A 22,519-nucleotide genomic window follows, 5' to 3' on the forward strand; every position below is an offset into this window, starting at 1 on the left:
ATTGCTATTATAATCAACTCACTTCTTTGGATGTAAGCGAGAATACTGCGTTGACCATGTTGGATTGCGGGAATAATCAACTTACCTCTTTGGATGTAAGTAAAAATACTGCGTTGACCATGTTGTATTGCTATTATAATCAACTTACCTCTTTGGATGTAAGCAAAAATACTGCGTTAACCGAGTTGGATTGCTCGGATAATCAACTCACCTCTTTGGATATAAATAAGAATACTGACTTAACGTACTTGGTCTGTTGTAATAATCCGGGAGACGGGGAGAGCCTTTTTCCGGTAACGGCATGGTTCGACAATGATCATATTCCGGGGGAGATGAAATTCTATTATTCTGATACGCAGTACGGAAAAACCTGGGACTACGATGGCAAAACCATTCGCATTGACTTCCGGAAAGCGGAGTAAATAACACGAAATATAGTGGCAGTGCTTCGGTTAATTCGGTTGCCTGGTACCAGGAAAATAGTGATGGAGGAACGCATCCTGTTGGGACGAAGCGTCCTAATGTGCTTGGTTTGTATGACATGAGCGGTAAGGTATGGGAATGGTGTGAGGATTGGTTCGGTGATTACCGTACTTACGATACACAGAATCCTATCGGTCCTGCAGATGGTCGTGAACGCATTTCCCGCGGTGGTGCTTGGGGGTCCTTGCATATTATTGTCGAGTGTCAATGCGGGGTATGATGTGCCTGCCATGCGCACAGCCAGTACTGGTTTTCGTGTGGTGATGATTCCTAAGGTTTCCGAATGATGATAATACTTGATGATGTTGAATGATATGGTAAAGAGATATTTTATTTTGCTTGTCGCTCTGCTTTTGTATGTGGTGACACAAGCTCAGGAGAGAGTTTGGAATTCAGCTTTTCTAAAAAATGAAAGTCCTCATACCTTGTACTCATTTCAAGCAGGAATGAGCTGGATGAAGTTTGATGATACTTTTGGAGTGAAAGGCAAACAAGGATATAATGCGACGTTTCGTTTTATGGATCCATTAAGGAAAGTACCTGGTAATTTTTATTGGGGTATGGAATTCGGATTTGCTTCCCGTGGTTTTGAGAAGGAAAGAAAAGGACATAAAGAACATGTAATGGCTCACAGTGTAATTATTTCGCCGGTACAGTTCGGTCATCTTTTCAAAATAAGTAATGTATTGAAAGTGGATATGCGTTTGGGCCTTTATGCCAGTGGGGATATGGCTGGCGAATACCGGCACAATGCTCTTGAGTGTACTTTAAGCGGAAAAAGCAAAAAGAAGGATCAGTATGGAGATAGGGAGAAACTGCTTCCGGACGATTGGAAATGGAATTATTTTGATATAGGTGGAAGTGCCGGTTTAGGTATTGTGTTTTGTATGTTCAATCTTGATTTCAGTTACCGGTACGGTTTATTGGAGGCGGCAAAAAATACGGATTGGCATACTCGTGTAACGACTTTTCAAGTGGGTGTTGTATTTTAATGTATAATCGAATCAAATATGAAAAGATATAGGAAATTTGGAACAATAGTGTGCTTGGCATGGTTGATTGCATGGAGTGCGGCTTGTTCGGCCGAGGATACGGAGATTTATGGTGCCCTGTACGGCACAGTGACCGATTCCGATACCGGAGTGCCGGTAGAAAATGCCAGCGTGACGCTTGCTCCGTCATCTCAGGTCAAAACGACAAATAAAAATGGCACATTCCGTTTTGACAATTTAGACTCCCGGCAATATACCGTCAGTGTTATATGTCATGGTTATCAGGCTAATTCCAGAGGCGTGAATGCCATTGCCGGAGAAGATGTACAAGTAGATATTTCTTTAATACCGATTAGTAATAATGAATGATGATGAAACGAATCCTTGGTTTCCTTTTTGTTTTCTTTTTGTTTTTCGGCTGTACAAAAGAAGAGTTCGGCAGTATTTCAGGATTGATTTATGATCCGGAAACGATAACTCCTAAAGCAGGGGTAACAGTTGAATTGTCCTATGATTTGGCTTATTGCTCGTTTCCAGATAAATGTAAACATACAGAAACTATATTGAGCGATAGCAAAGGCGAGTTTTCTTTTACGGATTTGGAAGAAGGAACCTATACGCTTCGAATTGTTGTCGGCAAATCTCAACAGTGGGACGATGACAACGATGACTGGGTATGGGGGAATGGCTATCTGGAGAAAAAGATTGAACTCTCAGCGGGTGCACAGATGGAATTGGATATTCCATATACAAAAAATTAAAAACTACATACTTATGAATAAACTCGTTTATTTGTTTGTCGTTTTCTTGTTTTTTTCTTGCTCAAAAAATGAAGAGGAGAAAACAATAACCGGAATTTACGGCACGGTTTCCGATGTTAGCGGTGAACCGGTGGATGCTGCAATTGTAACGTTAGGACCTGATGGTTTTTCAACCAAGACTGGAACGAACGGAAGTTATTCATTTGAATTGTTAAAAGGAGGCATTTATACGATTTGCGCGGAAAAAGAGAATTACGTACCCCAGAAAGCGAATGTTATGGTGAAAACCGGAAGCAATGAAAAGTGTGACTTGACGATAAAACTTACTCCTGCAATAATTATGATTTCCCCGGATGCATTGGATTTTGAAGAAGAATTGACAACACGTGCATTCAGCATAACGAATGACGGTTATGAACTTCTTAAATGGCAGATCAAGAAAGATTGCGATTGGATTAAGGAAGTTATGCCTGATAGCGGTGTATTGGCGAAAGGCAGAACAGAGGCGATTACGGTAGTTATTGACCGTAACTTGCTTTCCGATGGAAAGAATGAAACAAACCTTGTCGTCAGTTCTTCCACGAGTGGTAACGCTGAGGTGAGGGTCTGTGCGACAGGAACGGGACAAAGGAAACTCATGGTAAATATGCTAAGAACTTATCCGTTGACTACTGCGGCTATATTGAATGGAGAAATTATCCATGCCGGAATTCCGGCTTATACGGAGCGGGGATTTGTATATCATACGGAACCTGCTCCAACACTGAAAAAGACATTGGCAAAGTTGTCGTGTTCAGTAAACAGTGAAAAGAAGTATTCTTATCGCCTTTACGATTTACCTCAAGGCAAGACCTATTATGTACGTGCTTATGCAAGCAATGGCAGGGATACTGTGTATAGTACTAATGAGGATTGTTTTGTCACGGCAGAGTCGAAGCCGGAAGTCGAAACGATTGAGGCTACGGATATAAGCAACGGAACAGCAACGTTGTATGGAAAGATTCTCAGTGTTGGAGATCCGGTATACACGGAGCGAGGATTTGTTTACGGAAAGCGGCAGGATATAACAATATATGACGGCAATAAAGTAGTAAAGGACAGCAGCGGTGTGGAGGGGACGTATAGTCTTTGGCTCTCGAATATACCAATTCCATGTTATTTTCGTGCCTATGTCACGAATAAAGTGGGTACCTCTTATGGAGAACCGATTAAAGTGGAAAATACGGAATTTATAGAATTGACTGCCGCTGGAATAGCTGTACAAAATGAAGATATAGGAAACAATGATTGGGCGTCTGTAAATGCCATGTGTGATAATTCTACCTTGGGAGGTTATACGGATTGGCGTCTTCCGACCAAAGATGAATTGATGAAGTTGTATACAAATCGAAATGAAATAAAGGGATTTAGCAACGAGTCTTATTGGAGTTCTACTCCTTATTCCGCCTACGGTGATTATTGTTGTGTAAGTTTTTATAATGGAACTCTAAGTTCCGGTTATAAAAGTGTGAATAAATCAGCACGTTGTGTGCGTTCTCTCAAATAAATAGAATAGTTATGAAGGAAATAGTCATTTGGGGAATAACGGTTTGGATGTTTGTGACTTGTATGAATGTATCAGCATAAAATAAAAAGTCCATTGGACCACCAAATAAAGCTTATATTAAAGCAATGAAAAAGGAAGGATGGTATGTAAGAGATGGTCGTTCCTTGTCTGTTGCTTTTGCACGTTTTGATAGCCTTTATTACAGACACCGATTTTCCGGTGGAATCATCGGTTTTTCTTATGGACAAGACGGGCCAACTGCAATTTTTAAAGCAGAAGAAGATGCTATAACAAAATGTGTCGAATCAATTTTGGGGTTGTATATGGAATCCAGAATGATACGTTGGCTTGATGACAGTACATTTAAATCTGCCAAAGATATGATTTTTGGGAATTTCCCAATGCCCGAATTTGTTTTGCTTCGCGACAAAGGATATGGATATTATGATTGTCAGAGTTATTATTTTATCGATGAAAATACACGTGATAAAATGCGAGATATGCTCAAAGATATACCTGTTAAAGTTAAAGGGAAAAGTATTATAGACCAAATAGACGCAATTTTGTTTGATGAAAAACGCTTTAGAGAAACGTATCGCAAAAAACTGGAAGAATTTCGAAAACAGAAGAGTAGTAAATAGTTATTTAATTTTTAAATTTAATGAACATGAAAAGATTGTTATTTATTTGTATTGGTATTATTATTTTTTGTGGTTCTTGCAGGACATCGAAGCAATATTCACGAATGCCCGAACGGCAATCGAGAGAATATCAGCAACGGGAGTGGGTCCGTCAAGATAATGCAGGTATTCAACAGGAGCCGCAGCAAAAAAGTACTCCGGTTAAGAAGATAGAAGAAGAGGCTGACGAATGTGAGAGGGCTTCCTGGGATTATTCCGACGGACGTTTGAAAGCGTATGCGTCGGCGATAGATGAAGACCGGGACTTTGCCCGCCAACAGGCTGCGGTTTTAGCGCGGGGACAATTGGCTTCTGATATTCAGGCGTTGATTACAAACGTCATGAAGATTTATCGTGGGACAGTTTCTAAGAATAGTGTTGCTACAGCCAGCCGTAGTGCCAAGCAAACTGTAGATCAGATAACTGAAGAATGTCTGGCAAATACGACAATTGTGTGTTCTAAGCGTTATATCGTAGGTGACAAATATGAGAGTGTGGTTTGTGTCAGTCAGGTGGGAACGATAGAAGAGGCTGCAAAAAAAGCAGTACTTGCAGAAGATGCTGTTTTGGAAGTTGAATTTGACGAACAACGTTTTCGTCAATCTTATCAAGAGGAAGTAGAACGTTATCGCCAAGAAAAGAGGAATAATCGTTAATTCATGATATGGGAGCTTTTGTTCATTTTATAATATTGTTTGTATTTGTCTTGGGTTTCCATTTGAAAGCCCAGGACAAATCAGACAGGTATAAGCCAAAGTGGCTGGTCAAAGAAGTCCCTGAGCAGAATGATGCCTATTTGTTTGAACGGGCGTATGGTGATGGAAAATCTTTGGATGAAGCCCGGCAACATTGCTTTATTAATCTCATCACAAAATTGGAACATGAGCGTGGGATTGTTGTGAGTTCTAAGTTCAGAGGTAGTTCACATTTGACAAGAGAAAGTTATTCCAAAACAAAAGATTTTTCAATGGAGTGTGAAGAAAATGGTAAAAAAATCACTCTTATAAGTCGTGTGGTAGATGAGTATTGGCAAAGAAATCGCCAAGGGGAATACGGCTGTTTTGTGCTGTATAGTATTGCTAACCTTGCTAATTCGCAATTGCCGGAAGATTATGTGAATGTTTCGGCGTGTTATGGTTTTGATGCTTTGTGGCGTTCGGCAATTGTGCCGGGCTGGGGGCAATTCCATAAAGGAGCGAATTTGAAAGGAGGCTTGATATTAGGGGGATGTGCAGCTCTGATTGCAGGAATTATTTTTACGGAAAATCAGCATTCGGATTATGTTCGTAAGATTGTTCAAACGCATAGTGTTAATCTGAAACGGGATTATGCAACCAAGCGAGACCATTTTGCTACGGGACGCAACATTTGTATCGGTGCTTGTGCAGCTCTCTATATTTATAATTTGGTTGATGCCATTGCTGCTCCCGGAGCCAGAAGAGTGGTGGTGAATTCTAAAAACAGAAGATATGCTGTTGCACCTGTTATATTGCCAAAGAGTAGTATAGGATTTGCAACTCGTATCACATTCTAATGATAGATTTTGAATTTTTATATTATTTATGAAATAGATTTTGCTATGAAAAAATTAATTGTTTTCATGATGACAAGTTTGTTGGTTATGTCACAAAGTGTGTTTGCACAGGACTTTACGATAAATGGCATATCTTCACGCGAAGATATTGGAGGGGTTGATAAACAATGTGGAGAGTCTGACAACGGTTATAGAGCCAAGATATTATTTTCCAATTACAACGAATTTCCTGTAATGGTATTATACAGAGTAGCAATATACTACCCCGGTAGTAAAGACTGCACTTTTGGTGATGCACAAACAATATTGCTCGGAGCAGGAGAAAAGAGACAAACAGGAACGTATTATGACTACTTAAATGTGGATCGGACGCAAATGATCGTAAGACCATTGAAAAAGTCTCAGATGAAAACAGTTGCTGGATATTTAGAATATTCAGATGAATTCAAAAGTAAGATGACTCGCAATGAAGCTCTGGAATTTTTAATGAAGTTGCAAAAAGCCAATTATATGGGACATAATGATTGGAGATTGCCAACGAAAGCAGAGTGTAAGTTTTTCCCAAATAAAAATCCTTTATATGTCAATAGTAATGCGGAATTGTTAGGTGACTTTATACTTGTAAGAGATAAATAATTATATGTAATTTGAAGTCTTCTGTAAAATAAGGGAATATTTAATCAATAGAACGATAATGGAAAAATGGAAGATAGGAGTACTTCTTTGTATTATTTGTGTATCAAGAAGTATTTCTGCCCAGACCTTTGAAGACTATAAACGGCAGGCGAAGCGGGAGTTTGAGGCCTACCGTGAAAAGACGCAGCGGGATTTCAGTGCTTACCGCGACAGTGTGAATGCCGAATTTGCCAGATACATACGGGAGGCGTGGAAAAAGCGTGATGCCAAACCGGCTGTTCCCCTGCCGGAACGGCCGGAACCGCCCAAGCCGGTGGTGAAGGACCCGGAGCGGGAACCGTCGCAGGATACGCTGCCTTTTGAGTTGGTGGACCCGTATGGACCTTCACGGCCCCGATTGCAACCGGTGAATCCCCGTCCCCAGCCGTTTGTGCCGTTGGATGTCCCGGTACCCGATGTGCCGGAATTGAAACCGGTGCGGCCGGCGTTCTTGGTTGGCTTTTACGGCGGTTCTTATGCGTTGCCGTTGACGAATGCCCAGCGTTTCGAGTTGAAAGGTGTGGACGAAAACAGTGTGGCGGATGCGTGGCTGCGCCTTTCGGAGGAGGATTATCTGCCTTTGTTGGCTGCCTGTATGCGTTAGCGGGACAGTCTGCTGTTGTGTGACTGGGGATATGTTCGCTTTTTGGAGAAAATGACCGGGGCGTTTTTCCCCGAATCGCGGCAGAACGAGGCGCGGTTGCTGCAAATGTTTATCCTGACGCAATCGGGGTATAAGGTGCGTATCGCCCGGAGCGGAACCCGGCTTTGCCTGTTATTGCCCACCCGGGATATGGTGTACGGGTATTCTTATATCGAACGGGACGGGATGAGATATTATATTCTTCCGTCTGATGAAAAAGGGCCGTATTATGTGATGGAACACGCCTTTCCGAAAGAACAGCAGTTTTCGATGGAAATGCCGGTGATGCCGTTCCTGTCCTCTGCTCCGGCAGCCCGGCGCCAGCTTTGTTCGAAAGCCTATCCGGAACTGATGGCGACCGTGTCGGTCAACAAAAATCTGATGGATTTTTATACAGACTATCCGCAGACATCCTGGAATGTCTATGTGCGGGCATCACTGAGCACGGAGGCGAAAGCCGCGATGTATCCGGTGTTGCAGGCTGCCGTCGGTGGTAAGGAAAAGCGTGTGGCTGCCGGTATGTTGCTGAATTTCGTGCAGACGGCTTTCGACTACCGGACGGACGGCGAGCAGTTCGGTTATGAACGCCCCTCTTTCCCGATGAGACACTTTTTTATCCGTACAGCGATTGCGAGGACCGGGCCATCCTTTATGCGGTGCTGGTACGTGAATTATTGGGATTAGACGTGGTTTTGCTGCATTACCCGAATCATTTGGCCACTGCTGTCGCCTCGGGTGACGATGTGCCGGGCGATTATCTGATGTTGGACGGACGTAAATACCTTGTGTGCGATCCGACGTATATCAACGCGGGCATTGGCGAGGCTATGCCTCAATATAAGCAGATTAAGGCGGAAGTGATGCGTGTGGCGGAGTTGAAGTGAGGTGTGATTAAAATCCCAATAAAAGAAAATAAACCGGTTGAAATTTCAGCCGGTTTTTCTTTTATAAAATAGTTAGGTGTAATCTGGTATGTAGGTGTCATGTCATCAAACAGTCAATAAACTTAACTCAACATCGGGAATGATAACATCCGCAAGTTTGTCCTTGACAAGGAATTTACGCCGGTCTCAATTCTACAACCAGCCCCATTGCTGATGCAATCTTATACAAAGTAGCCACGCTGGGGACAACCAAACCGCGCTCAACCCTTGAAATATACCCCTTGTCTACACCGATACGTTTTGCAAGTTCCGCCTGTGTCAGCTTTGCATTCTTGCGTGCTTCAAGCAGAATAGCGGCATTGTATTCTTCCCATGCCTTTTCTCGGTTACGTTCTCTTTCGGGAGTGCCTTCTTTGCCCAATACTTCATCGAGCATGGCGCTCACATCGTAAATATCCTTACTGATTTCCTTTAGTTGCATAATATTCCTCCTTTAATTTCAGTGCTTTGGTTATCATAAAAAATATGCGAAATTCATTATTTTTATATGTAATTCTAAATTCGTACAATCCATCCCGTATGTACTTTGTGTAATGCCTCGGTACTTTCTCCTCTTGTGTCAACATATCTAATGAGTTCAATATTTTAAAAACTTCTTGTTCAGATAGTTTCTTAAGAAACTCATTGAAATAATTCCTATATGCTATAATTTTTTTCATGATGTAAATATACTAATAGTTGTATTATGATACAACTATTGAGGAGGATATTTCTTTATCCGATAACTTTTTCCCATTTCCCAATGGCAGAGTTACACTTTTTCCACCTTCCCGTGTCTACTTTTTCGGTAGCAACACAACAGTAGCAACAGGGAGGATAAAATGTTTACCGTTTCATAGCCCGGTCCATGTCTTTTTTGGCATCTTTCAGTTTGAGGGATTCCCGTTTGTCATATTCTTTTTTTCCTTTGGCCAAGGCAATGCGCATTTTGGCGAATCCTTTTTCGTTCAGAAATACTTTGTAGGCGATAATCGTGAGTCCGGATTCCTTTACTTTGCGCTCTAATTTTACCAATTCTTTGTGCGTCAGCAGCAGTTTCCGCTCTCTTTTTTCCTCGTGGTTGTAGTAGGTGCCGAGTTTGTATTCGGAAATATTCATTCCCTTTATCCACAGTTCTCCCCGGTGGAAATAGCAATAGGAGTCGACCAGGCTGGCTTTGCCTGCCCGGATGGATTTTATTTCTGTCCCGGTAAGGACTATTCCGGCCGTGTATTCCTCTATAAACTCATAGTCGAAAGAGGCCCTTTTATTTCGGATGTTTATTTCGTTTGACATGGTTGGTGAGATAAGATTTAGATATTAATCGCAGAAATCCGGAATACGATCATGAGTATCTGGGTCAGTATGGTCGGAATGAATACTGTAGACAATCCGGTGATAACAAGTATGTTGTTTTTATGATTCGCCGGGAGTTCGTGTAATTGTCCGATTCCTGTATATAGCGTTTTGAGGAATATGAAACTGAATAAAATAAATATCTGTCCGATAAAAGTATTTCCAATGGCACTGCCGATACTATGGAAGAGGATGTAGACGGTGTAGCTGTACACTGTCAGGTTCATGGCCTCGTAAGTCCGGTAATTCAGTTTTTTGCAAAGGTATTCGCGGGTGATGAGGTAGGTGAACCATGCTCCGCTGGTGCCGGAAATCAGGTTGATTATTCCTGTGCCTAAGGCTTGTAAAGGGCTGTAGTGTATCAGACCAAGTAGAAATACGATGGCGGACAGACCGATTGTGACAGGAAACAAATAGGAATGAAATACCTCTCTGAAAGTGAAATTTTCTTTCAGTGCTTCGGGCCAGACAAGAGCGGGGTGGGTAAGCATCTGTCTTGTCCGGAGATATATGTGTTTGTAATTTATTTTCATGGGTGTACAAAATTATGCTTTTTTTTCTGATTTCGGTGTGTTTCTGTTATTTTCTGACTTTACCCGGATTATGGGAATGAATATCCTTCTTTTAGCAAGGAAAAACACCTGTTTCATCATGAGAAAATGTGTATATTCGCAGACATTAACTTATTTTACAGGATAATGATGAATTATTTTTACTTTTCGTTTTGCCCCCCCCCCTATACATGACGGAAGCCTTAGGGAGGCGTCTTTAAGTTAAATTTGTAGTTTTTTTATAAAAAAGTGGAACAAAGTGGTTTAAAGTGGGAAATAATTTTTTAATTTTACCTCATCATTTGTAAGGGGAATTGTAAAAATTGATATGGCCTCATTTATAGGAGATTATACATGCAAGGCGGATGCGAAATGCCGGGTAGTTGTACCTGCTCTTTTTCGGAGAGGAATGGCTGTTTCCGGACAATCGCTTTTTGTGTTGCGTAAAAATATCTTCGAGAAATGTCTGGATTTATATCCTTTGGTGGAATGGGAGAAAATGTTGGCGGATATTAAGGCCAAGCTGAATCTGTTCAATGCCCGCCATGTAGCTTTTTTCAGGGAGTTTTGCCGGGGAACGCAGGAGGTTGAATTGGATGCGAACGGGCGGATTCTGTTGCCCCGGCGGTTGTTGGAAGAAATTGGTGTTGATAAAGACCTGGTGATGGCCGGACAGGATGATATGATTCAGATATGGAGTGTGGATGCTTATGCAGGAGTGGTGATGGCGCCGGAGGAACTTGGGGCGTTGGCGGAAGAAATATTTAAGGAATAATTTTGTAATAGTTCAGGATGATGTCGGAATATCATGTACCGGTATTGTTAAATGAGTCGGTTGACGGGTTGGAGATTAAGCCGGGAGGGGTATATCTGGATCTGACTTTTGGCGGAGGGGGACATTCCAGGGAAATTTTGAGGCGGATGGATGCGGATGGGGTGTTGTTGGGTTTTGATCAGGATGAGGATGCGTTAGCAAATGTGCCGGAGGATGGGCGCTTTATTTTTGTGAATCATAATTTTCGTTATTTGCGAAACTTTGTCCGGTATTACGGATATGAGGAAGTGGATGGGATTCTGGCGGATTTGGGGGTTTCTTCGCATGAGTTTGATGAAGCAGGACGGGGATTCTCGTTTCGTTTTGAGTCGGAGTTGGATATGCGGATGAACAGGAGGAACAGGTTGACTGCGGCAGATGTGCTGAATACTTATGATTTGGGGAGCTTGTCTGTTTTGTTCAGGAATTATGGGGAGGTTGAGAATGCCCGTCGTTTGGCTGAGTGTGTGGAGAGGGCACGTCAGGTGGCTCCGTTGGTGACTTCGGGGGATTTTTACCGGGCGATAGAGCCTTGTATTCCGAAGATGAAGGAAAAGAAATACCTGGCGAAAGTATACCAAGCGTTGCGTATAGAGGTGAACGGGGAATTGGAGGTGTTGAAGGAAATGATGGAGCAGGCTATGGAGGTATTGAAGCCGGGTGGGCGTTTGGTTGTTATTACCTATCATTCCCTGGAAGACAGGATTGTGAAAAATTATCTGAAAACGGGAAATATGGAGGGGTGTGTAAAGCAGGATTTGCTTTACGGACAGGTGGAGCATAATTTTGAATCGGTTAATCGTAAGGTGATTGTGCCTTCGCCGGAAGAGATAGAACGGAATCCGCGGGCAAGGAGTGCCAAACTTCGGATTGCCCGGAAAAAATAGAAATATCGTTTTGTATATGGAACAGGACGGGACAACAGAATCAACAGCTCGGGAGGCGGGGCGCGGGATGCCGCCCAAAGCGGCGCCTTCCGTGAAAAGTGTGTTGGAAGGAAGCTTGATAGCGGAGAAGTTGCGGAATAATATCCGGTATGTGTTGTTTGTTACTTGTCTGGGAATATGGTATATTTCGAATGGGTATTCTACGGAGAGACTGCACCGGGAGAGGGTGAGCCTGGAGAAAGAGGTAACGGATTACCGCTTTGAATCTATTACGGCTGCGGCGGATCTGATGTTTATGCGAAAACAGTCGGAGGTGATAAAACGAATAAAAAAGGAAGGACTGACTTTGGAAGAAAGTAAAGAACCACCGGTAAAATTATATAAGGATTAAGATGGCGATTAAAGATGACATAACATGGCGGACTATCATTGTATATGGGGTAATCCTATTGTTCGGTTGTCTGATTCTGGTAAAAGCGGTGGTGGTCATGACGGTAGAGGGGGAGAAATGGAGAAAGAAAGCTTCTGCCAATGTTCCTGTACGGCCGGTGAGGATTGCTCCGAACCGGGGAGATATCTGGGCTACAGACGGACGTATTCTGGCCACTTCGGTTCCTTTTTATGAGTTGAGGTTTGATCCGGTAGCCGTTGACAAGAAGGTCTTTCAGGAAAAAGTGGATAGTTTGGCTTATTGTTTGTCCGCTTTTTTTAAAGATGCCAGTAAAGAATCTTACCGGAATAAATTGGTGCGGGCCCGGAGTGGAAAGCATCCCAATCGTTATCTCCTGATTAACCACCGTAAGGTAAACTATACGGAATTGAAGCAAATCCGTAAATTTCCCATTTTCCGGTTGGGGAAAAACAAAGGTGGTTTTCAATCTATTGTCATTAACAAGCGGTTGCAGCCTCATGTCAACCTGGCCGGGCGTACTATCGGATATCTGAATGAATCGCAGGATGGAACGGCAGAAGGAAGGGTTGGGCTGGAGGCGGCTTTTGAAAATCAGTTGAAGGGAGAATATGGAGAAGGTATGCGGCGAATGCTTTCGGGTACCTGGATGGTGTTAACCCAACGGGAACCGGTGGACGGGCATGATGTGGTGACGACGATTGATGTCGATTACCAGGATATTGTACAGCATGCTTTGAGAAATCAGCTGGAAAAGAGCAATGCGACGAATGGTTCGGCTATTTTGATGGAGGTCGGGACCGGGGATATCAAGGCAATAGCCAATTTGGCCCGTAATAAAGAGGGTGTGTATGTAGAAAATCAGAATTTTGCTATCAGCAATGCCGGAGAACCCGGGTCAGTGATGAAGGCGGCGACGATGATAGCTTTGCTGGAGGATGGTTGTGCTTCACCTTTTGATACGATTAATCTGGGGTCTACCGGGCGCTATAAATTTTATGACCGGTATTTGACCGAGTCGCACGAAGGGGGATTGGGAAAAGTGACGGTAAAACAGATTATGGAAAAATCTTCCAATGGGATTGCTTGTCTGGTATTTGACCATTACAAGGAGCGGCCTGAAAAGTTTGTCAATCGCTGGTATGCTATGGGATTGGATAAGAAAACAGGCATTTGTTTGCCGGGCGAGGCGGCTCCTTATATTAAGTACCCGAAGGAAAAAGGGTGGAGTGGAATCAGTTTGCCCTGGATGAGTATTGGTTATGAGTTGAAGCTGACTCCTTTGCAGATTCTGACTTTTTATAATGCCATAGCAAATGACGGACAACGTATGCGCCCGCGTTTGGTCAAAGAAATCCGGAATCGTGGGGAGGTTATTCAGACTTATGGTACGGAAGAAGTGGGGGACCGTATTTGCAGCCGGAAAACCCTGAATGAGGTTCGGGACATGTTGGAGGGAGTGGTACAGAACGGTACGGCCCGCAATATTTATACGACGAAATACAGGATTGCCGGTAAGACGGGTACAGCCCGCCTGGCTCTTGGGTCTGCCGGATATGGTGGCGGACGTTACCGGGCCAGTTTTGTGGGTTATTTCCCGGCTGATAAACCGCTTTACTCTTGTATTGTGGTGATTGATAACCCTTCCAATGGATATTATGCCACTACGGTGTCTGCTCCGGTGTTCCGGGAGATTGCCGATAAAGTGTATTCTATGGCTTATGTTCAGTATGGAGAGCAGAAATATGAGATGGATAAATCTTTGCCGGTATGTAAGAACGGGTTGAAAAAAGATTTCCTGACTATTTTTGATGAACTGAATATGCAGGTAAACGGACGTCAGGAGGTCCGGGAGGCAGACTGGGTGATTACCGCCAGTGCCGAAGCGGAGAATGTCGTGTTGAAACCCCGGCGTATAAATTATACTTCGGTGCCGAATGTGAAGGGTATGGGTTTAAGGGATGCTTTGTATGTATTGGAGAATTCAGGGCTGAAAGTCGGGGTCGTGGGTAACGGTATGGTACAGAGACAGTCTTTGAGGGCCGGAGATGAAGTGTCTAAGGGTTCTTTTATTCAAATAGAATTGAGATAAAACATAATATAATTCTGTCAGGAGTTACTTGAGATTATGAAAACATTAAAGGAATTATTGGTTGGTGTCAGTCTCCAGCGGGTGGTCGGTTCTCTGGAGGTGGAAGTGAATGCGCTGCATTTTGATTCCCGGAAGGTTCAACCGGGGGATTTGTTTATTGCCCAGCGTGGGGTGAGTGTAGACGGGCATGAGTATATACCCAGAGCGGTGGCTGCCGGGGCTAAAGTGGTCGTGTGCGAAACCCTTTCCGGGGAAGTAGGGGAGGATGTTACTTATGTGGTGGTTGGGGATTCTTCAGAGGCGTTGGGGATAATGGCTTCTAATTATTATGACAGGCCTTCCTGTCGGTTAAAGTTGGTGGGAGTGACCGGTACGAATGGAAAGACGACAACGGCTACTTTGTTGTATGAATTGGCCCGGCTGGCCGGTTGTAAGGCCGGTTTGCTTTCTACGGTGTGTAATTATATCGGAGAGGAAAAGATTCCGGCAACCCATACAACGCCGGATGCTTTGGCTATAAATGAATATATGGCCCGCATGGTGGAGTGTGGATGTGAATATTGTTTTATGGAAGTCAGTTCCCATGCGATTCATCAGAAGAGAATTGCCGGTTTGGACTTTGACGGGGCTATCTTTTCCAATATCACTCACGACCATTTGGATTATCATAAGACTTTTAAAGCTTATATTGAAGCCAAAAAGGCTTTTTTTGACGGTTTGCCGGAGCATGCTTTTGCATTGACCAATGCAGACGATAAAAATGGTTTGGTGATGTTGCAGAATACAATTGCCCGTAAATATACTTATTCTTGTAAGACAATGGCTGATTTTCGGGCCAGGGTGGTAGAGAAACGGTTGGACGGGACTTTGTTGAAATTGGATGGAGAGGAGGTATGGACTAAATTTACAGGTGATTTCAATGCTTATAATTTGTTGGCAGTTTATGCTTCGGCATGTCTGTTGGGATTTGCAAAGGACAAAGTATTGGAGTGGGTAAGCCTGTTGGTTCCGGTGGCCGGCCGTTTTGAAACGATGATTTCGCCTCAGGGGGTGATGGCGGTCGTGGATTATGCTCACACTCCGGATGCTATTGAGAATGTGTTGGAAACAATCAGCGGTCTGAAAACCCGGGGGAATAAGGTCATTACGGTAGTAGGTGCCGGTGGAGACCGGGATAAGACCAAACGGCCGGAGATGGCGGATGCTGCCTGCCGTTACAGTGACCAGGTCGTTTTAACATCGGATAATCCCCGTAGCGAAGAGCCGGAAGATATTATCCGGGATATGCAGGCAGGAGTGAAGGCGGATTGCCGGGATAAGGTCTTGGTGATTCCCGACCGCAGACAAGCCATTGCGGAGGCGATTACTATGGCTTCAAAGGGGGATATTATATTGATTGCCGGAAAAGGGCATGAAAATTATCAGGAAATCAAGGGAGTAAAATATCACTTTGATGATAAAGAAGAGGTTGGAAAAGTTTTTGCATCATTGAATAATCGTTAATCGGAGTTGTATGTTGTATCATTTATTTCAATATCTGGAAGAGTTGAATTTCCCGGGAGCGGGAATGTTCCAGTACATTACTTTTCGTTCGGCCTGTGCTATCATCCTGTCATTGATTATAGCTACGGTAATAGGTAAAAAAGTCATTCGCTTGCTGCGCCGTCAGCAAATCGGGGAAGAAATCCGGGATTTGGGTTTGGCAGGGCAAATGGAAAAGAAAGGAACTCCGACTATGGGAGGGATAATTATCTTGCTGGCTATCTTGATTCCGGTGTTGTTGTTTGCACGGCTGGATAATGTTTATACCCAGTTGATGATTATTTCCACCGTGTGGTTGGGGTGCATCGGTTTTGCCGATGATTATATCAAGGTGTTCAGGAAACACAAAGAAGGACTGAAAGGACGCTTTAAGGTGATAGGACAGGTCGGGCTCGGATTGATTGTTGGCCTGACTTTATACATGAGCGATGATGCGGTCATCCGGGAAAGGGTGATGCCCACGGAACAGGGTGGGGTTGTCACCAGTGTGGTGGATGAGGGATTTGTGCAGGCGGATGCTCAGAAAGTTTTGACCAAGGATGTGAAATCCACTAAAACGACTATTCCTTTTTTCAAGGATAATGAATTCGATTATGCCTGGTTTACTTCTTTTGCAGGGAAGTATGCCGATTTCTGGGGCTGGTTGTTGTTTGTGGTTGTGACTATTTTTATCATCACGGCGGTTTCCAACGGTGCGAATCTGACGGATGGCCTGGATGGTCTGGCGACGGGAACTTCTGCGATTATCGGAGCTACACTTGGTATTTTGGCGTATGTTTCCGGAAACATGGTGTATGCCGATTATCTGAATATCATGTATATACCTCATTCCGGTGAGTTAGTGGTATTTATTTCGGCTTTTATCGGGGCTACGATTGGTTTCCTGTGGTATAATTCTTATCCGGCCCAGGTATTTATGGGAGATACCGGTAGTCTGGCGTTGGGAGGTATTATAGCCGTATTTGCCATTATCATTCATAAAGAATTGTTGATACCTGCACTTTGCGGTGTTTTCCTGATGGAGAATTTATCGGTAGTCATGCAGGTGAGCTATTTTAAATATACAAAACGAAAATACGGTGAAGGCCGGAGAATTTTTCTGATGTCTCCTTTGCATCATCATTTTCAGAAGAAGGGAATACCGGAACCTAAGATTGTGACCCGTTTTTGGATTATCGGTATTATTCTGGCAGTGGTGACTATTGTGACCTTGAAAATAAGGTAGGATGCCGGTTGGTTTAGTTTCTGCTTAAAATAAAAGATATGAATTTAGTAATATTAGGAGGAGGAGAAAGCGGTGTTGGGGCTGCTATACTGGGAAAGAAACTGGGGTATGAGGTTTTTTTGTCTGACAAAGGAAAGCTACTGGAGTCGTACCGGGCTTCTTTGCTTGAACAAGGCGTGGAGTTTGAAGAAGGACAGCATACTCCGGAGCGGATTTTTAAAGCGGATTTGATTATTAAGAGTCCTGGAATTCCGGATACTTTGCCCATGATTAGGGAGTTGAGACAGCAGGGAATTGAGGTGATTTCTGAAATAGAATTTGCCGGAAGGCATTCTGCAGCCCGTCATGTTTGTATTACCGGCAGTAATGGAAAGACGACTACTACTTTATTGACACATCATATTTTAACCCGGGCAGGAGTGGATGCCGGTTTGGCCGGAAATGTGGGAAAGAGCCTGGCGGCTCAGGTTGCCGGCGGGGAGCATGAACTGTATGTGATTGAACTGTCGAGTTTTCAGTTGGATGGGATGTTTGATTTTCGGGCGGATGTTGCTGTGATTACCAATATCACTCCCGATCATCTGGACCGCTATGACCACCGGTTTGAAAATTATATTAATTCTAAATTCAGGATATTGAACAACATGCGGCCGGAAGATTTGTTCATTTATGGAATGGATAGTGAAGCGGTATGCAAAACAATGCAGATGGTGCAGGTGGTGCCTGAATCTGTGGGATTTACTTGGGATGAGCATTCCGGTATGGGGGCAGGAATGGAGGGTGATGTGATTGTTGTCCGGCTGGGGAAAAAAGAGTTCCGGATAAATAAGCAGGAAGTGAGCATAAAAGGCCGGCATAATATATATAATGCGATGGCTGCGATCCTTGCCTGTATGCGGTTGGGATTACCGAATGAAGCCATTGCCGAGGGATTGCGGACTTTTCCGCAGGTGGAACACCGGCTTGAGACGGTTGCCGTCAGGAATGGTGTGACTTATATCAATGATTCCAAGGCGACGAATGTGGATTCGGCGTGGTATGCGCTGGATAGTATGACGGCTCCGGTGGTATGGATTGCCGGGGGAACGGATAAGGGAAACGATTATAGTGTGTTGTTTGATTTGGTCCGTCAAAAAGTCAAAGTACTGGTATGTATGGGGATAGATAACCGAAAATTAATCGAAAATTTCGGTTCTGTCTGTGAGGTAGTGGATACTCATAGTCTGGCTGATGCCATGGTGGCTGCCCGGAGATATGCCATAACCGGAGATGTGGTTTTGTTGTCGCCTTGTTGCGCCAGTTTCGATTTGTTTAAAAATTACGAAAACAGGGGTGAGCTTTTCAAGGCTGCTGTTTTAGATATTTCCGAATCATAATATGTACTTTGCATGGTTGCTGACTGGAAAAAATTAATAGCATTTAAAGGAGATAAAATCCTCTGGTATATTATTATCATGTTGATGATTGTTTCTGTGATGGTTGTTTACTCTTCAACAGGACGGTTGGCATATCATGAACAGGGTGGAAATACGCTGCATTATTTGCTGAAACAATTGGTTTTGATTGTAGGATGTTTTGTGGTGATGTTCAGTGTGCAATCCATTCATTATAAATATTTCTATAAGTATGCCGGTTGGTTGCTTGCCATTTCGATGATTTTTCTGGCTATTGCAGCCTTCGGCGGTAAAAATGTAAACGGAGCCGGCCGGTGGATTCCTTTGCCATTTGTCGGTCTGACTTTTCAGCCTTCGGAATTGACGAAGATAGCTATTGTCATGTATACGTCGAAGATACTGGCTGATTTTCAGACAGAACGTTGTTGTGATGATATGGCTTTGCAAAAGTTCCTCCTTTTTGTCGGTCCGGTTATCCTGGTTATTTTTCTGGATAATTTTTCTACTTCTGCTTTAATCGGTACGGTTTGTTTCATTCTTTTTATCATTGCCCGAATGCGGTGGAAGTTGCTGATAATGACTTTTGGTACTGCATTTTCTGCCATAGTTTTAATTTTGTTGCTGGGATTTTATGTACCTCAGGTAAAGGAATGGGGCCGGGTTGGAACTATGGTGGGACGTATCACTAATTTTACCAAGGGCGGAGAGGAAGGAGATGATTATTCATATCAGTCGGATCAGGCTAAAATTGCGGTGGCGAGGGGAGGAATTGTGGGGAGCGGACCGGGAAACAGTACTCAGCGTAATTTTCTCCCGTTTCCTTATTCTGATTTTATTTATGCTATTGTAATAGAGGAATACGGATTGGGAGGAGGAGGATTTATTATGCTGTTGTATATTGTCATTTTGTTCAGGGTGGGGGTGATTGGCCGGAAAAGCATGAAAGAAGGACTATTGAATGCAAGAGGAATGCCTGATATTTTTCCGGCTTTATTGTGTGCCGGGTTAGGGTTGACAATTGTTTTACAAGCGATGATAAACATGGGGGTTTGTGTAGGAGCTCTTCCAGTGACGGGACAGACGCTTCCGTTGGTGAGTATGGGAGGAACCTCCCTGTTGTTTACCAGTGCATCTTTTGGTATTATTTTAAGTATAGCTCATGCTTTCTCTCCGGAAGGCAGGATGGAGAAAGAAAAGGAGCAATCGGCAGGGCGGCGGAAAGAGGAAAGTTACGCTCCGACCCATTTGGAGGAAGAGGTGGACGAATTAGTCAATGGTGAATTCCCGGAGCGTGAAAGAGAACCTGTTGCCGGTAACCGTCGGAGAAGAAGGCGGATGGCGATGGGAGAGCCTATTGGGGAAGATATTGATATTATTGATGATATTGGTATTCCGGATATTCAGGAAGAACTTGAAAGTGAGGGAAGGAAAGTATTGAAAGAATTAAGAAGAAAGAGTATTCCGGAGGATTGATTTTATTGTTTTGTCGTATGAAATATTGAAATTATGAAACGTGTTATTGTCAGTGGCGGAGGGACCGGCGGGCATATTTTTCCGGCTTTGTCCATTGCAAATGCCTTACGGCGTTTGGAACCCGGAATAGAGATACTTTTTGTGGGAGCAGAAGGAAAGATGGAGATGGAAAAGGTGCCGGAGGCCGGTTATCGGATTATTGGTCTACCGGTCCGGGGCTTGCAAAGACGGTTGACTCTTCAGAATATAAAGGTACTTTACAATCTTTGGAAAAGTTTGCGAAAAGCCCGGAAAATTATCCGGGATTTTCAGCCGGATGCTGTGGTCGGGGTTGGTGGGTATGCCAGCGGACCTATAGGCCGCATGGCGGTGAGGGCAGGCATTCCCTTGATATTACAGGAACAGAATTCTTATGCCGGTGTCACGAATAAGTTATTGGCAAAGAAAGCCCGGAAGATCTGCGTCGCTTATGAGGGGATGGAACGTTTTTTCGGTGACAGAAACCTTGTTTTTACCGGAAATCCGGTGCGAAAGGATTTATTGGAATGTGGTGAAAAGAGAGAGGAGGGTATAGAATTTTATGGGTTGGATTCCCGTCGTAAGACCGTTTTGGTGACAGGTGGCAGCCTGGGGGCCGGAACTTTAAATAAGGCTATGGTCAGAGAATTGGAGAAAATAGCTCATTGGGAGGATGTGCAGGTACTTTGGCAATGTGGTAGCTATTATTATGAGGGGTTAAAGAATCGTTTGGCCGGGAAATTGCCTTCTAATGTGCACCTGACGGCTTTTCTGAAACGGATGGATTTAGCTTATGCATGTGCGGATGTAGTGATTGCCCGGGCCGGAGCGGGAACTATTTCAGAGCTTTGTCTGTTAGGCAAGACGGCAATCCTGATTCCTTCTCCGAATGTAGCTGAAGATCACCAGACGAAAAATGCTATGGCTTTGGTGAGGAAAGAAGCTGCATGGATGATAAAAGATGCTGAAGCGGAAGAAAAATTTGGACAAGTGCTGGCAGACTTATTAAAGGATGAGGAAAAATGCAGTTTATTGCAAAAAAATATTGCAACCCTGGCTATCCGGGATTCCGATGAAAAAATAGCCAGGGAGATTTTAGAAGTAATCGGAGCAGAGTAATTAAATGATGTCGTATGGCAGAAATATTGAATGAAGCAATAAAGAATATTTATTTCCTGGGAATCGGAGGTATCGGAATGAGTGCTTTGGCCCGTTATTTCCGGGCTTGCGGGTACCAGGTGGCTGGTTATGACCGGACTCCTTCTCCTTTGACCGACCGAATGCAGTCGGAGGAGGGTATGTCTATTAATTACCGGGATGCGGCCGATGAGATTGCTTTGGAGTTTCGCGACCCCCGGACCACACTGATTGTTTATACTCCGGCCATCCCTGCCGATAGTTGTCAGAAAAACTTTTTTTTGCAGGCTGGTTTTCGTTTGCATAAGCGTTCGGAGGTTTTGGGTATGATATCCCGGCGGGGAAAAGCTCTTTGTGTGGCCGGAACTCATGGAAAAACAACGGTTTCCACCCTGACGGCTTTTTTGCTGAAAAAATCAAAAATAGGATGCAATGCCTTTTTAGGCGGTATTTCCGAAAATTTTGGAACCAATCTGTTGCTGGATCGTAATTCCCCGTATATCGTTATTGAGGCAGATGAATTTGACCGTTCGTTTTTGCAATTGACTCCTGAAATGGCTGTGATTACTTCTATGGATGAAGATCATTTGGATATTTACAGCAATAAGGCTAATCTGTTGGAAGCATTTGGGGAGTTTGCCCGGAAAATTCCTGCAGAAGGAAAGCTTTTTGTGAAACAGGGATTGCATGTAGAGGGCGCTAAAGTTACAGGGTATTACGGAATAAATGGATCCGGCGATTGTTATGCTGATGGTCTGAGGATAGAAAATAATCGTTATGTATTTGATTATCACGGAAGAGGTATGGAGATAGATGGATTGGTGTTGGGTATACCTGGTCGTCTGAATGTGGAGAATGCGACGGCAGCTATCACCTTGGCCCTTGAAGCTGGAGTGACTCCGGAAGAAATCCGGGTATCTTTGCCGGAATTTAAAGGGGTGGCCCGCCGGTTTAATATTCAGGTAAATGCGGGAGAGACTGTTTACATAGATGATTATGCTCATCATCCCAAAGAGATTGAAGCGACTTTATCTTCTGTTCGGGAGATGTGGCCGGAATTGCCGTTAACAGTAGTATTCCAACCCCATTTGTATTCCCGTACCCGGGATTTTTATCCGGATTTTGCCCGAAGCCTGAGTATTGCCGATGAAGTCATTTTACTGGAGATTTATCCGGCCCGTGAGTTGCCTATACCGGGAATAACTGCGGAGATTATCCGGGAGAGGTTGACAGTTCCCGGATGTATTATGACGAAAGAGGATTTGCTCGCTTATGTTGAAAAGGATTTTAAACGGGGAGTTTTAGTGACTATGGGTGCCGGGGATATAGACCGCCTGGTGAAAACGATAAGTGAAAAACTTGGAAACACGTCTGCTCAGTAACT

General features: G+C 43.7%; 26 protein-coding genes and 1 pseudogene. 23 read left to right on the forward strand and 4 right to left on the reverse strand.

The features are described from left to right. From D1136_RS10965 to D1136_RS07960, 13 genes and pseudogenes are all read left to right on the forward strand, one after another. On the forward strand, nucleotides 1–422 hold a 422-nt coding region (locus tag D1136_RS10965; protein ID WP_202623097.1), incomplete at its 5' end, for a leucine-rich repeat domain-containing protein. A 65-nt stretch (nucleotides 423–487) separates the two neighbouring features. Beyond that, a pseudogene (locus D1136_RS07905) lies at nucleotides 488–703 on the forward strand (formylglycine-generating enzyme family protein); the annotation flags it as partial. Nucleotides 704–929: 226 nt separating this feature from the next. Beyond that, nucleotides 930–1,475, forward strand: coding sequence for a hypothetical protein (locus tag D1136_RS07910; RefSeq protein WP_161877098.1), 546 nt, complete (start codon nucleotides 930–932; stop codon nucleotides 1,473–1,475). A gap of 18 nt (nucleotides 1,476–1,493) precedes the next feature. Continuing rightward, nucleotides 1,494–1,844 carry a carboxypeptidase-like regulatory domain-containing protein gene (locus D1136_RS07915; protein WP_161877099.1) on the forward strand — a complete coding sequence of 117 codons (351 nt, stop codon included), beginning with the start codon at nucleotides 1,494–1,496 and terminating at the stop codon, nucleotides 1,842–1,844. Between the two features lie 2 nt (nucleotides 1,845–1,846). Further along, nucleotides 1,847–2,236 carry a carboxypeptidase regulatory-like domain-containing protein gene (locus D1136_RS07920; RefSeq protein ID WP_161877100.1) on the forward strand — a complete coding sequence of 130 codons (390 nt, stop codon included), beginning with the start codon at nucleotides 1,847–1,849 and terminating at the stop codon, nucleotides 2,234–2,236. A gap of 13 nt (nucleotides 2,237–2,249) precedes the next feature. Next, the gene (locus tag D1136_RS07925) at nucleotides 2,250–3,782 is read left to right on the forward strand and encodes a DUF1566 domain-containing protein (protein ID WP_161877101.1); all 1,533 of its coding nucleotides are present in this window, start codon (nucleotides 2,250–2,252) and stop codon (nucleotides 3,780–3,782) included. Nucleotides 3,783–3,907: 125 nt separating this feature from the next. Beyond that, the gene (locus tag D1136_RS07930; protein ID WP_161877102.1) at nucleotides 3,908–4,423 is read left to right on the forward strand and encodes a hypothetical protein; all 516 of its coding nucleotides are present in this window, start codon (nucleotides 3,908–3,910) and stop codon (nucleotides 4,421–4,423) included. Nucleotides 4,424–4,449: 26 nt separating this feature from the next. Continuing rightward, nucleotides 4,450–5,118: a hypothetical protein gene (locus tag D1136_RS07935; protein ID WP_161877103.1), complete on the forward strand. Its 669-nt coding sequence runs from the start codon at nucleotides 4,450–4,452 to the stop codon at nucleotides 5,116–5,118. Nucleotides 5,119–5,126: 8 nt separating this feature from the next. Beyond that, a complete protein-coding gene (locus D1136_RS07940) occupies nucleotides 5,127–5,996 on the forward strand; it encodes a DUF5683 domain-containing protein (RefSeq protein WP_161877104.1) in 870 nt (289 codons plus the stop codon). A 45-nt stretch (nucleotides 5,997–6,041) separates the two neighbouring features. Next, nucleotides 6,042–6,632, forward strand: a complete 591-nt coding sequence (locus D1136_RS07945) for a DUF1566 domain-containing protein (protein ID WP_161877105.1) — start codon at nucleotides 6,042–6,044, stop codon at nucleotides 6,630–6,632. Nucleotides 6,633–6,690: 58 nt separating this feature from the next. After that, a complete protein-coding gene (locus tag D1136_RS07950) occupies nucleotides 6,691–7,275 on the forward strand; it encodes a hypothetical protein (protein ID WP_161877106.1) in 585 nt (194 codons plus the stop codon). Nucleotides 7,276–7,317: 42 nt separating this feature from the next. Next, nucleotides 7,318–7,998, forward strand: a complete 681-nt coding sequence (locus D1136_RS07955; RefSeq protein ID WP_161877107.1) for a hypothetical protein — start codon at nucleotides 7,318–7,320, stop codon at nucleotides 7,996–7,998. Beyond that, nucleotides 7,971–8,198: a hypothetical protein gene (locus D1136_RS07960; RefSeq protein ID WP_161877108.1), complete on the forward strand. Its 228-nt coding sequence runs from the start codon at nucleotides 7,971–7,973 to the stop codon at nucleotides 8,196–8,198. Before D1136_RS07955 ends, D1136_RS07960 begins: the two co-directional genes overlap by 28 nt. 175 nt (nucleotides 8,199–8,373) lie before the next feature. Here the strand turns inward: D1136_RS07960 and D1136_RS07965 are convergent, their stop codons facing one another. The 4 genes from D1136_RS07965 to D1136_RS07980 form a co-directional block, all read right to left on the reverse strand. Continuing rightward, entirely contained in the window at nucleotides 8,374–8,679 is a 306-nt protein-coding gene (locus D1136_RS07965; RefSeq protein ID WP_161877109.1) for a helix-turn-helix domain-containing protein, read from the reverse strand. Beyond that, on the reverse strand, nucleotides 8,657–8,917 hold the full coding sequence (locus tag D1136_RS10960) for a type II toxin-antitoxin system RelE/ParE family toxin (protein ID WP_161877110.1): 261 nt from the start codon (nucleotides 8,915–8,917) through the stop codon (nucleotides 8,657–8,659). The genes D1136_RS07965 and D1136_RS10960 overlap by 23 nt, the downstream gene beginning before the upstream one ends. Nucleotides 8,918–9,083: 166 nt before the next feature. Then, on the reverse strand, nucleotides 9,084–9,533 hold the full coding sequence (gene smpB / locus D1136_RS07975) for an SsrA-binding protein (protein WP_161877111.1): 450 nt from the start codon (nucleotides 9,531–9,533) through the stop codon (nucleotides 9,084–9,086). 17 nt (nucleotides 9,534–9,550) lie between these two features. Beyond that, on the reverse strand, nucleotides 9,551–10,126 hold the full coding sequence (locus D1136_RS07980; protein ID WP_161877112.1) for a hypothetical protein: 576 nt from the start codon (nucleotides 10,124–10,126) through the stop codon (nucleotides 9,551–9,553). Nucleotides 10,127–10,472: 346 nt separating this feature from the next. Between D1136_RS07980 and D1136_RS07985 the strand changes: the two genes are divergently transcribed. From D1136_RS07985 to murC, 10 genes are read left to right on the forward strand one after another with little or no spacing between them, the layout of a single operon-like run. Then, nucleotides 10,473–10,919, forward strand: a complete 447-nt coding sequence (locus tag D1136_RS07985) for a division/cell wall cluster transcriptional repressor MraZ (RefSeq protein ID WP_161877113.1) — start codon at nucleotides 10,473–10,475, stop codon at nucleotides 10,917–10,919. Between the two features lie 20 nt (nucleotides 10,920–10,939). Beyond that, nucleotides 10,940–11,845, forward strand: coding sequence for a 16S rRNA (cytosine(1402)-N(4))-methyltransferase RsmH (gene rsmH, locus D1136_RS07990; RefSeq protein ID WP_161877184.1), 906 nt, complete (start codon nucleotides 10,940–10,942; stop codon nucleotides 11,843–11,845). A 16-nt stretch (nucleotides 11,846–11,861) separates the two neighbouring features. Continuing rightward, nucleotides 11,862–12,236, forward strand: coding sequence for an FtsL-like putative cell division protein (locus tag D1136_RS07995; protein ID WP_202623098.1), 375 nt, complete (start codon nucleotides 11,862–11,864; stop codon nucleotides 12,234–12,236). A 1-nt stretch (nucleotide 12,237) separates the two neighbouring features. Next, nucleotides 12,238–14,346, forward strand: a complete 2,109-nt coding sequence (locus D1136_RS08000; RefSeq protein WP_161877114.1) for a penicillin-binding protein — start codon at nucleotides 12,238–12,240, stop codon at nucleotides 14,344–14,346. Between the two features lie 36 nt (nucleotides 14,347–14,382). After that, nucleotides 14,383–15,849 (forward strand): UDP-N-acetylmuramoyl-L-alanyl-D-glutamate--2,6-diaminopimelate ligase, encoded by a 1,467-nt coding sequence (locus D1136_RS08005; RefSeq protein WP_161877115.1) that lies wholly within the window; start codon nucleotides 14,383–14,385, stop codon nucleotides 15,847–15,849. A 10-nt stretch (nucleotides 15,850–15,859) separates the two neighbouring features. Further along, a complete protein-coding gene (gene mraY / locus D1136_RS08010) occupies nucleotides 15,860–17,113 on the forward strand; it encodes a phospho-N-acetylmuramoyl-pentapeptide-transferase (protein ID WP_161877116.1) in 1,254 nt (417 codons plus the stop codon). Between the two features lie 38 nt (nucleotides 17,114–17,151). After that, nucleotides 17,152–18,489 carry a UDP-N-acetylmuramoyl-L-alanine--D-glutamate ligase gene (murD, locus tag D1136_RS08015; protein ID WP_161877117.1) on the forward strand — a complete coding sequence of 446 codons (1,338 nt, stop codon included), beginning with the start codon at nucleotides 17,152–17,154 and terminating at the stop codon, nucleotides 18,487–18,489. A 12-nt stretch (nucleotides 18,490–18,501) separates the two neighbouring features. Then, nucleotides 18,502–19,980, forward strand: a complete 1,479-nt coding sequence (locus D1136_RS08020) for an FtsW/RodA/SpoVE family cell cycle protein (RefSeq protein ID WP_161877118.1) — start codon at nucleotides 18,502–18,504, stop codon at nucleotides 19,978–19,980. Between the two features lie 33 nt (nucleotides 19,981–20,013). Further along, nucleotides 20,014–21,117: an undecaprenyldiphospho-muramoylpentapeptide beta-N-acetylglucosaminyltransferase gene (gene murG, locus D1136_RS08025; protein ID WP_161877119.1), complete on the forward strand. Its 1,104-nt coding sequence runs from the start codon at nucleotides 20,014–20,016 to the stop codon at nucleotides 21,115–21,117. Between the two features lie 14 nt (nucleotides 21,118–21,131). Continuing rightward, nucleotides 21,132–22,517: a UDP-N-acetylmuramate--L-alanine ligase gene (gene murC, locus D1136_RS08030; protein ID WP_161877120.1), complete on the forward strand. Its 1,386-nt coding sequence runs from the start codon at nucleotides 21,132–21,134 to the stop codon at nucleotides 22,515–22,517. Nucleotides 22,518–22,519 lie beyond the last annotated feature (2 nt).

Origin of the sequence: Odoribacter sp. Z80 (genome assembly GCF_009935865.1) — a bacterium.
In the GTDB taxonomy this organism is placed as follows: Bacteria; Bacteroidota; Bacteroidia; order Bacteroidales; family Marinifilaceae; genus Odoribacter.

What these genes read in the sequence shown, in the direction of transcription:
- murG (WP_161877119.1), top strand. Translation starts at nt 20,014, where the DNA reads ATGAAACGTGTTATTGTCAGTGGCGGAGGGACCGGCGGGCATATTTTT.
- D1136_RS07910 (WP_161877098.1), top strand. Translation starts at nt 930, where the DNA reads ATGAGCTGGATGAAGTTTGATGATACTTTTGGAGTGAAAGGCAAACAA.
- D1136_RS07945 (WP_161877105.1), top strand. Translation starts at nt 6,042, where the DNA reads ATGAAAAAATTAATTGTTTTCATGATGACAAGTTTGTTGGTTATGTCA.
- D1136_RS07915 (WP_161877099.1), top strand. Translation starts at nt 1,494, where the DNA reads ATGAAAAGATATAGGAAATTTGGAACAATAGTGTGCTTGGCATGGTTG.
- D1136_RS07930 (WP_161877102.1), top strand. Translation starts at nt 3,908, where the DNA reads ATGAAAAAGGAAGGATGGTATGTAAGAGATGGTCGTTCCTTGTCTGTT.
- D1136_RS08005 (WP_161877115.1), top strand. Translation starts at nt 14,383, where the DNA reads ATGAAAACATTAAAGGAATTATTGGTTGGTGTCAGTCTCCAGCGGGTG.
- rsmH (WP_161877184.1), top strand. Translation starts at nt 10,940, where the DNA reads ATGTCGGAATATCATGTACCGGTATTGTTAAATGAGTCGGTTGACGGG.
- D1136_RS07965 (WP_161877109.1), bottom strand. Translation starts at nt 8,679, where the DNA reads ATGCAACTAAAGGAAATCAGTAAGGATATTTACGATGTGAGCGCCATG.
- mraY (WP_161877116.1), top strand. Translation starts at nt 15,860, where the DNA reads ATGTTGTATCATTTATTTCAATATCTGGAAGAGTTGAATTTCCCGGGA.
- D1136_RS07950 (WP_161877106.1), top strand. Translation starts at nt 6,691, where the DNA reads ATGGAAAAATGGAAGATAGGAGTACTTCTTTGTATTATTTGTGTATCA.
- D1136_RS07985 (WP_161877113.1), top strand. Translation starts at nt 10,473, where the DNA reads ATGGCCTCATTTATAGGAGATTATACATGCAAGGCGGATGCGAAATGC.
- D1136_RS07995 (WP_202623098.1), top strand. Translation starts at nt 11,862, where the DNA reads ATGGAACAGGACGGGACAACAGAATCAACAGCTCGGGAGGCGGGGCGC.
- smpB (WP_161877111.1), bottom strand. Translation starts at nt 9,533, where the DNA reads ATGTCAAACGAAATAAACATCCGAAATAAAAGGGCCTCTTTCGACTAT.
- D1136_RS07935 (WP_161877103.1), top strand. Translation starts at nt 4,450, where the DNA reads ATGAAAAGATTGTTATTTATTTGTATTGGTATTATTATTTTTTGTGGT.
- D1136_RS07980 (WP_161877112.1), bottom strand. Translation starts at nt 10,126, where the DNA reads ATGAAAATAAATTACAAACACATATATCTCCGGACAAGACAGATGCTT.
- D1136_RS08000 (WP_161877114.1), top strand. Translation starts at nt 12,238, where the DNA reads ATGGCGATTAAAGATGACATAACATGGCGGACTATCATTGTATATGGG.
- D1136_RS07925 (WP_161877101.1), top strand. Translation starts at nt 2,250, where the DNA reads ATGAATAAACTCGTTTATTTGTTTGTCGTTTTCTTGTTTTTTTCTTGC.
- D1136_RS10960 (WP_161877110.1), bottom strand. Translation starts at nt 8,917, where the DNA reads ATGAAAAAAATTATAGCATATAGGAATTATTTCAATGAGTTTCTTAAG.
- murC (WP_161877120.1), top strand. Translation starts at nt 21,132, where the DNA reads ATGGCAGAAATATTGAATGAAGCAATAAAGAATATTTATTTCCTGGGA.
- D1136_RS08020 (WP_161877118.1), top strand. Translation starts at nt 18,502, where the DNA reads ATGGTTGCTGACTGGAAAAAATTAATAGCATTTAAAGGAGATAAAATC.
- D1136_RS07940 (WP_161877104.1), top strand. Translation starts at nt 5,127, where the DNA reads ATGGGAGCTTTTGTTCATTTTATAATATTGTTTGTATTTGTCTTGGGT.
- murD (WP_161877117.1), top strand. Translation starts at nt 17,152, where the DNA reads ATGAATTTAGTAATATTAGGAGGAGGAGAAAGCGGTGTTGGGGCTGCT.
- D1136_RS07920 (WP_161877100.1), top strand. Translation starts at nt 1,847, where the DNA reads ATGAAACGAATCCTTGGTTTCCTTTTTGTTTTCTTTTTGTTTTTCGGC.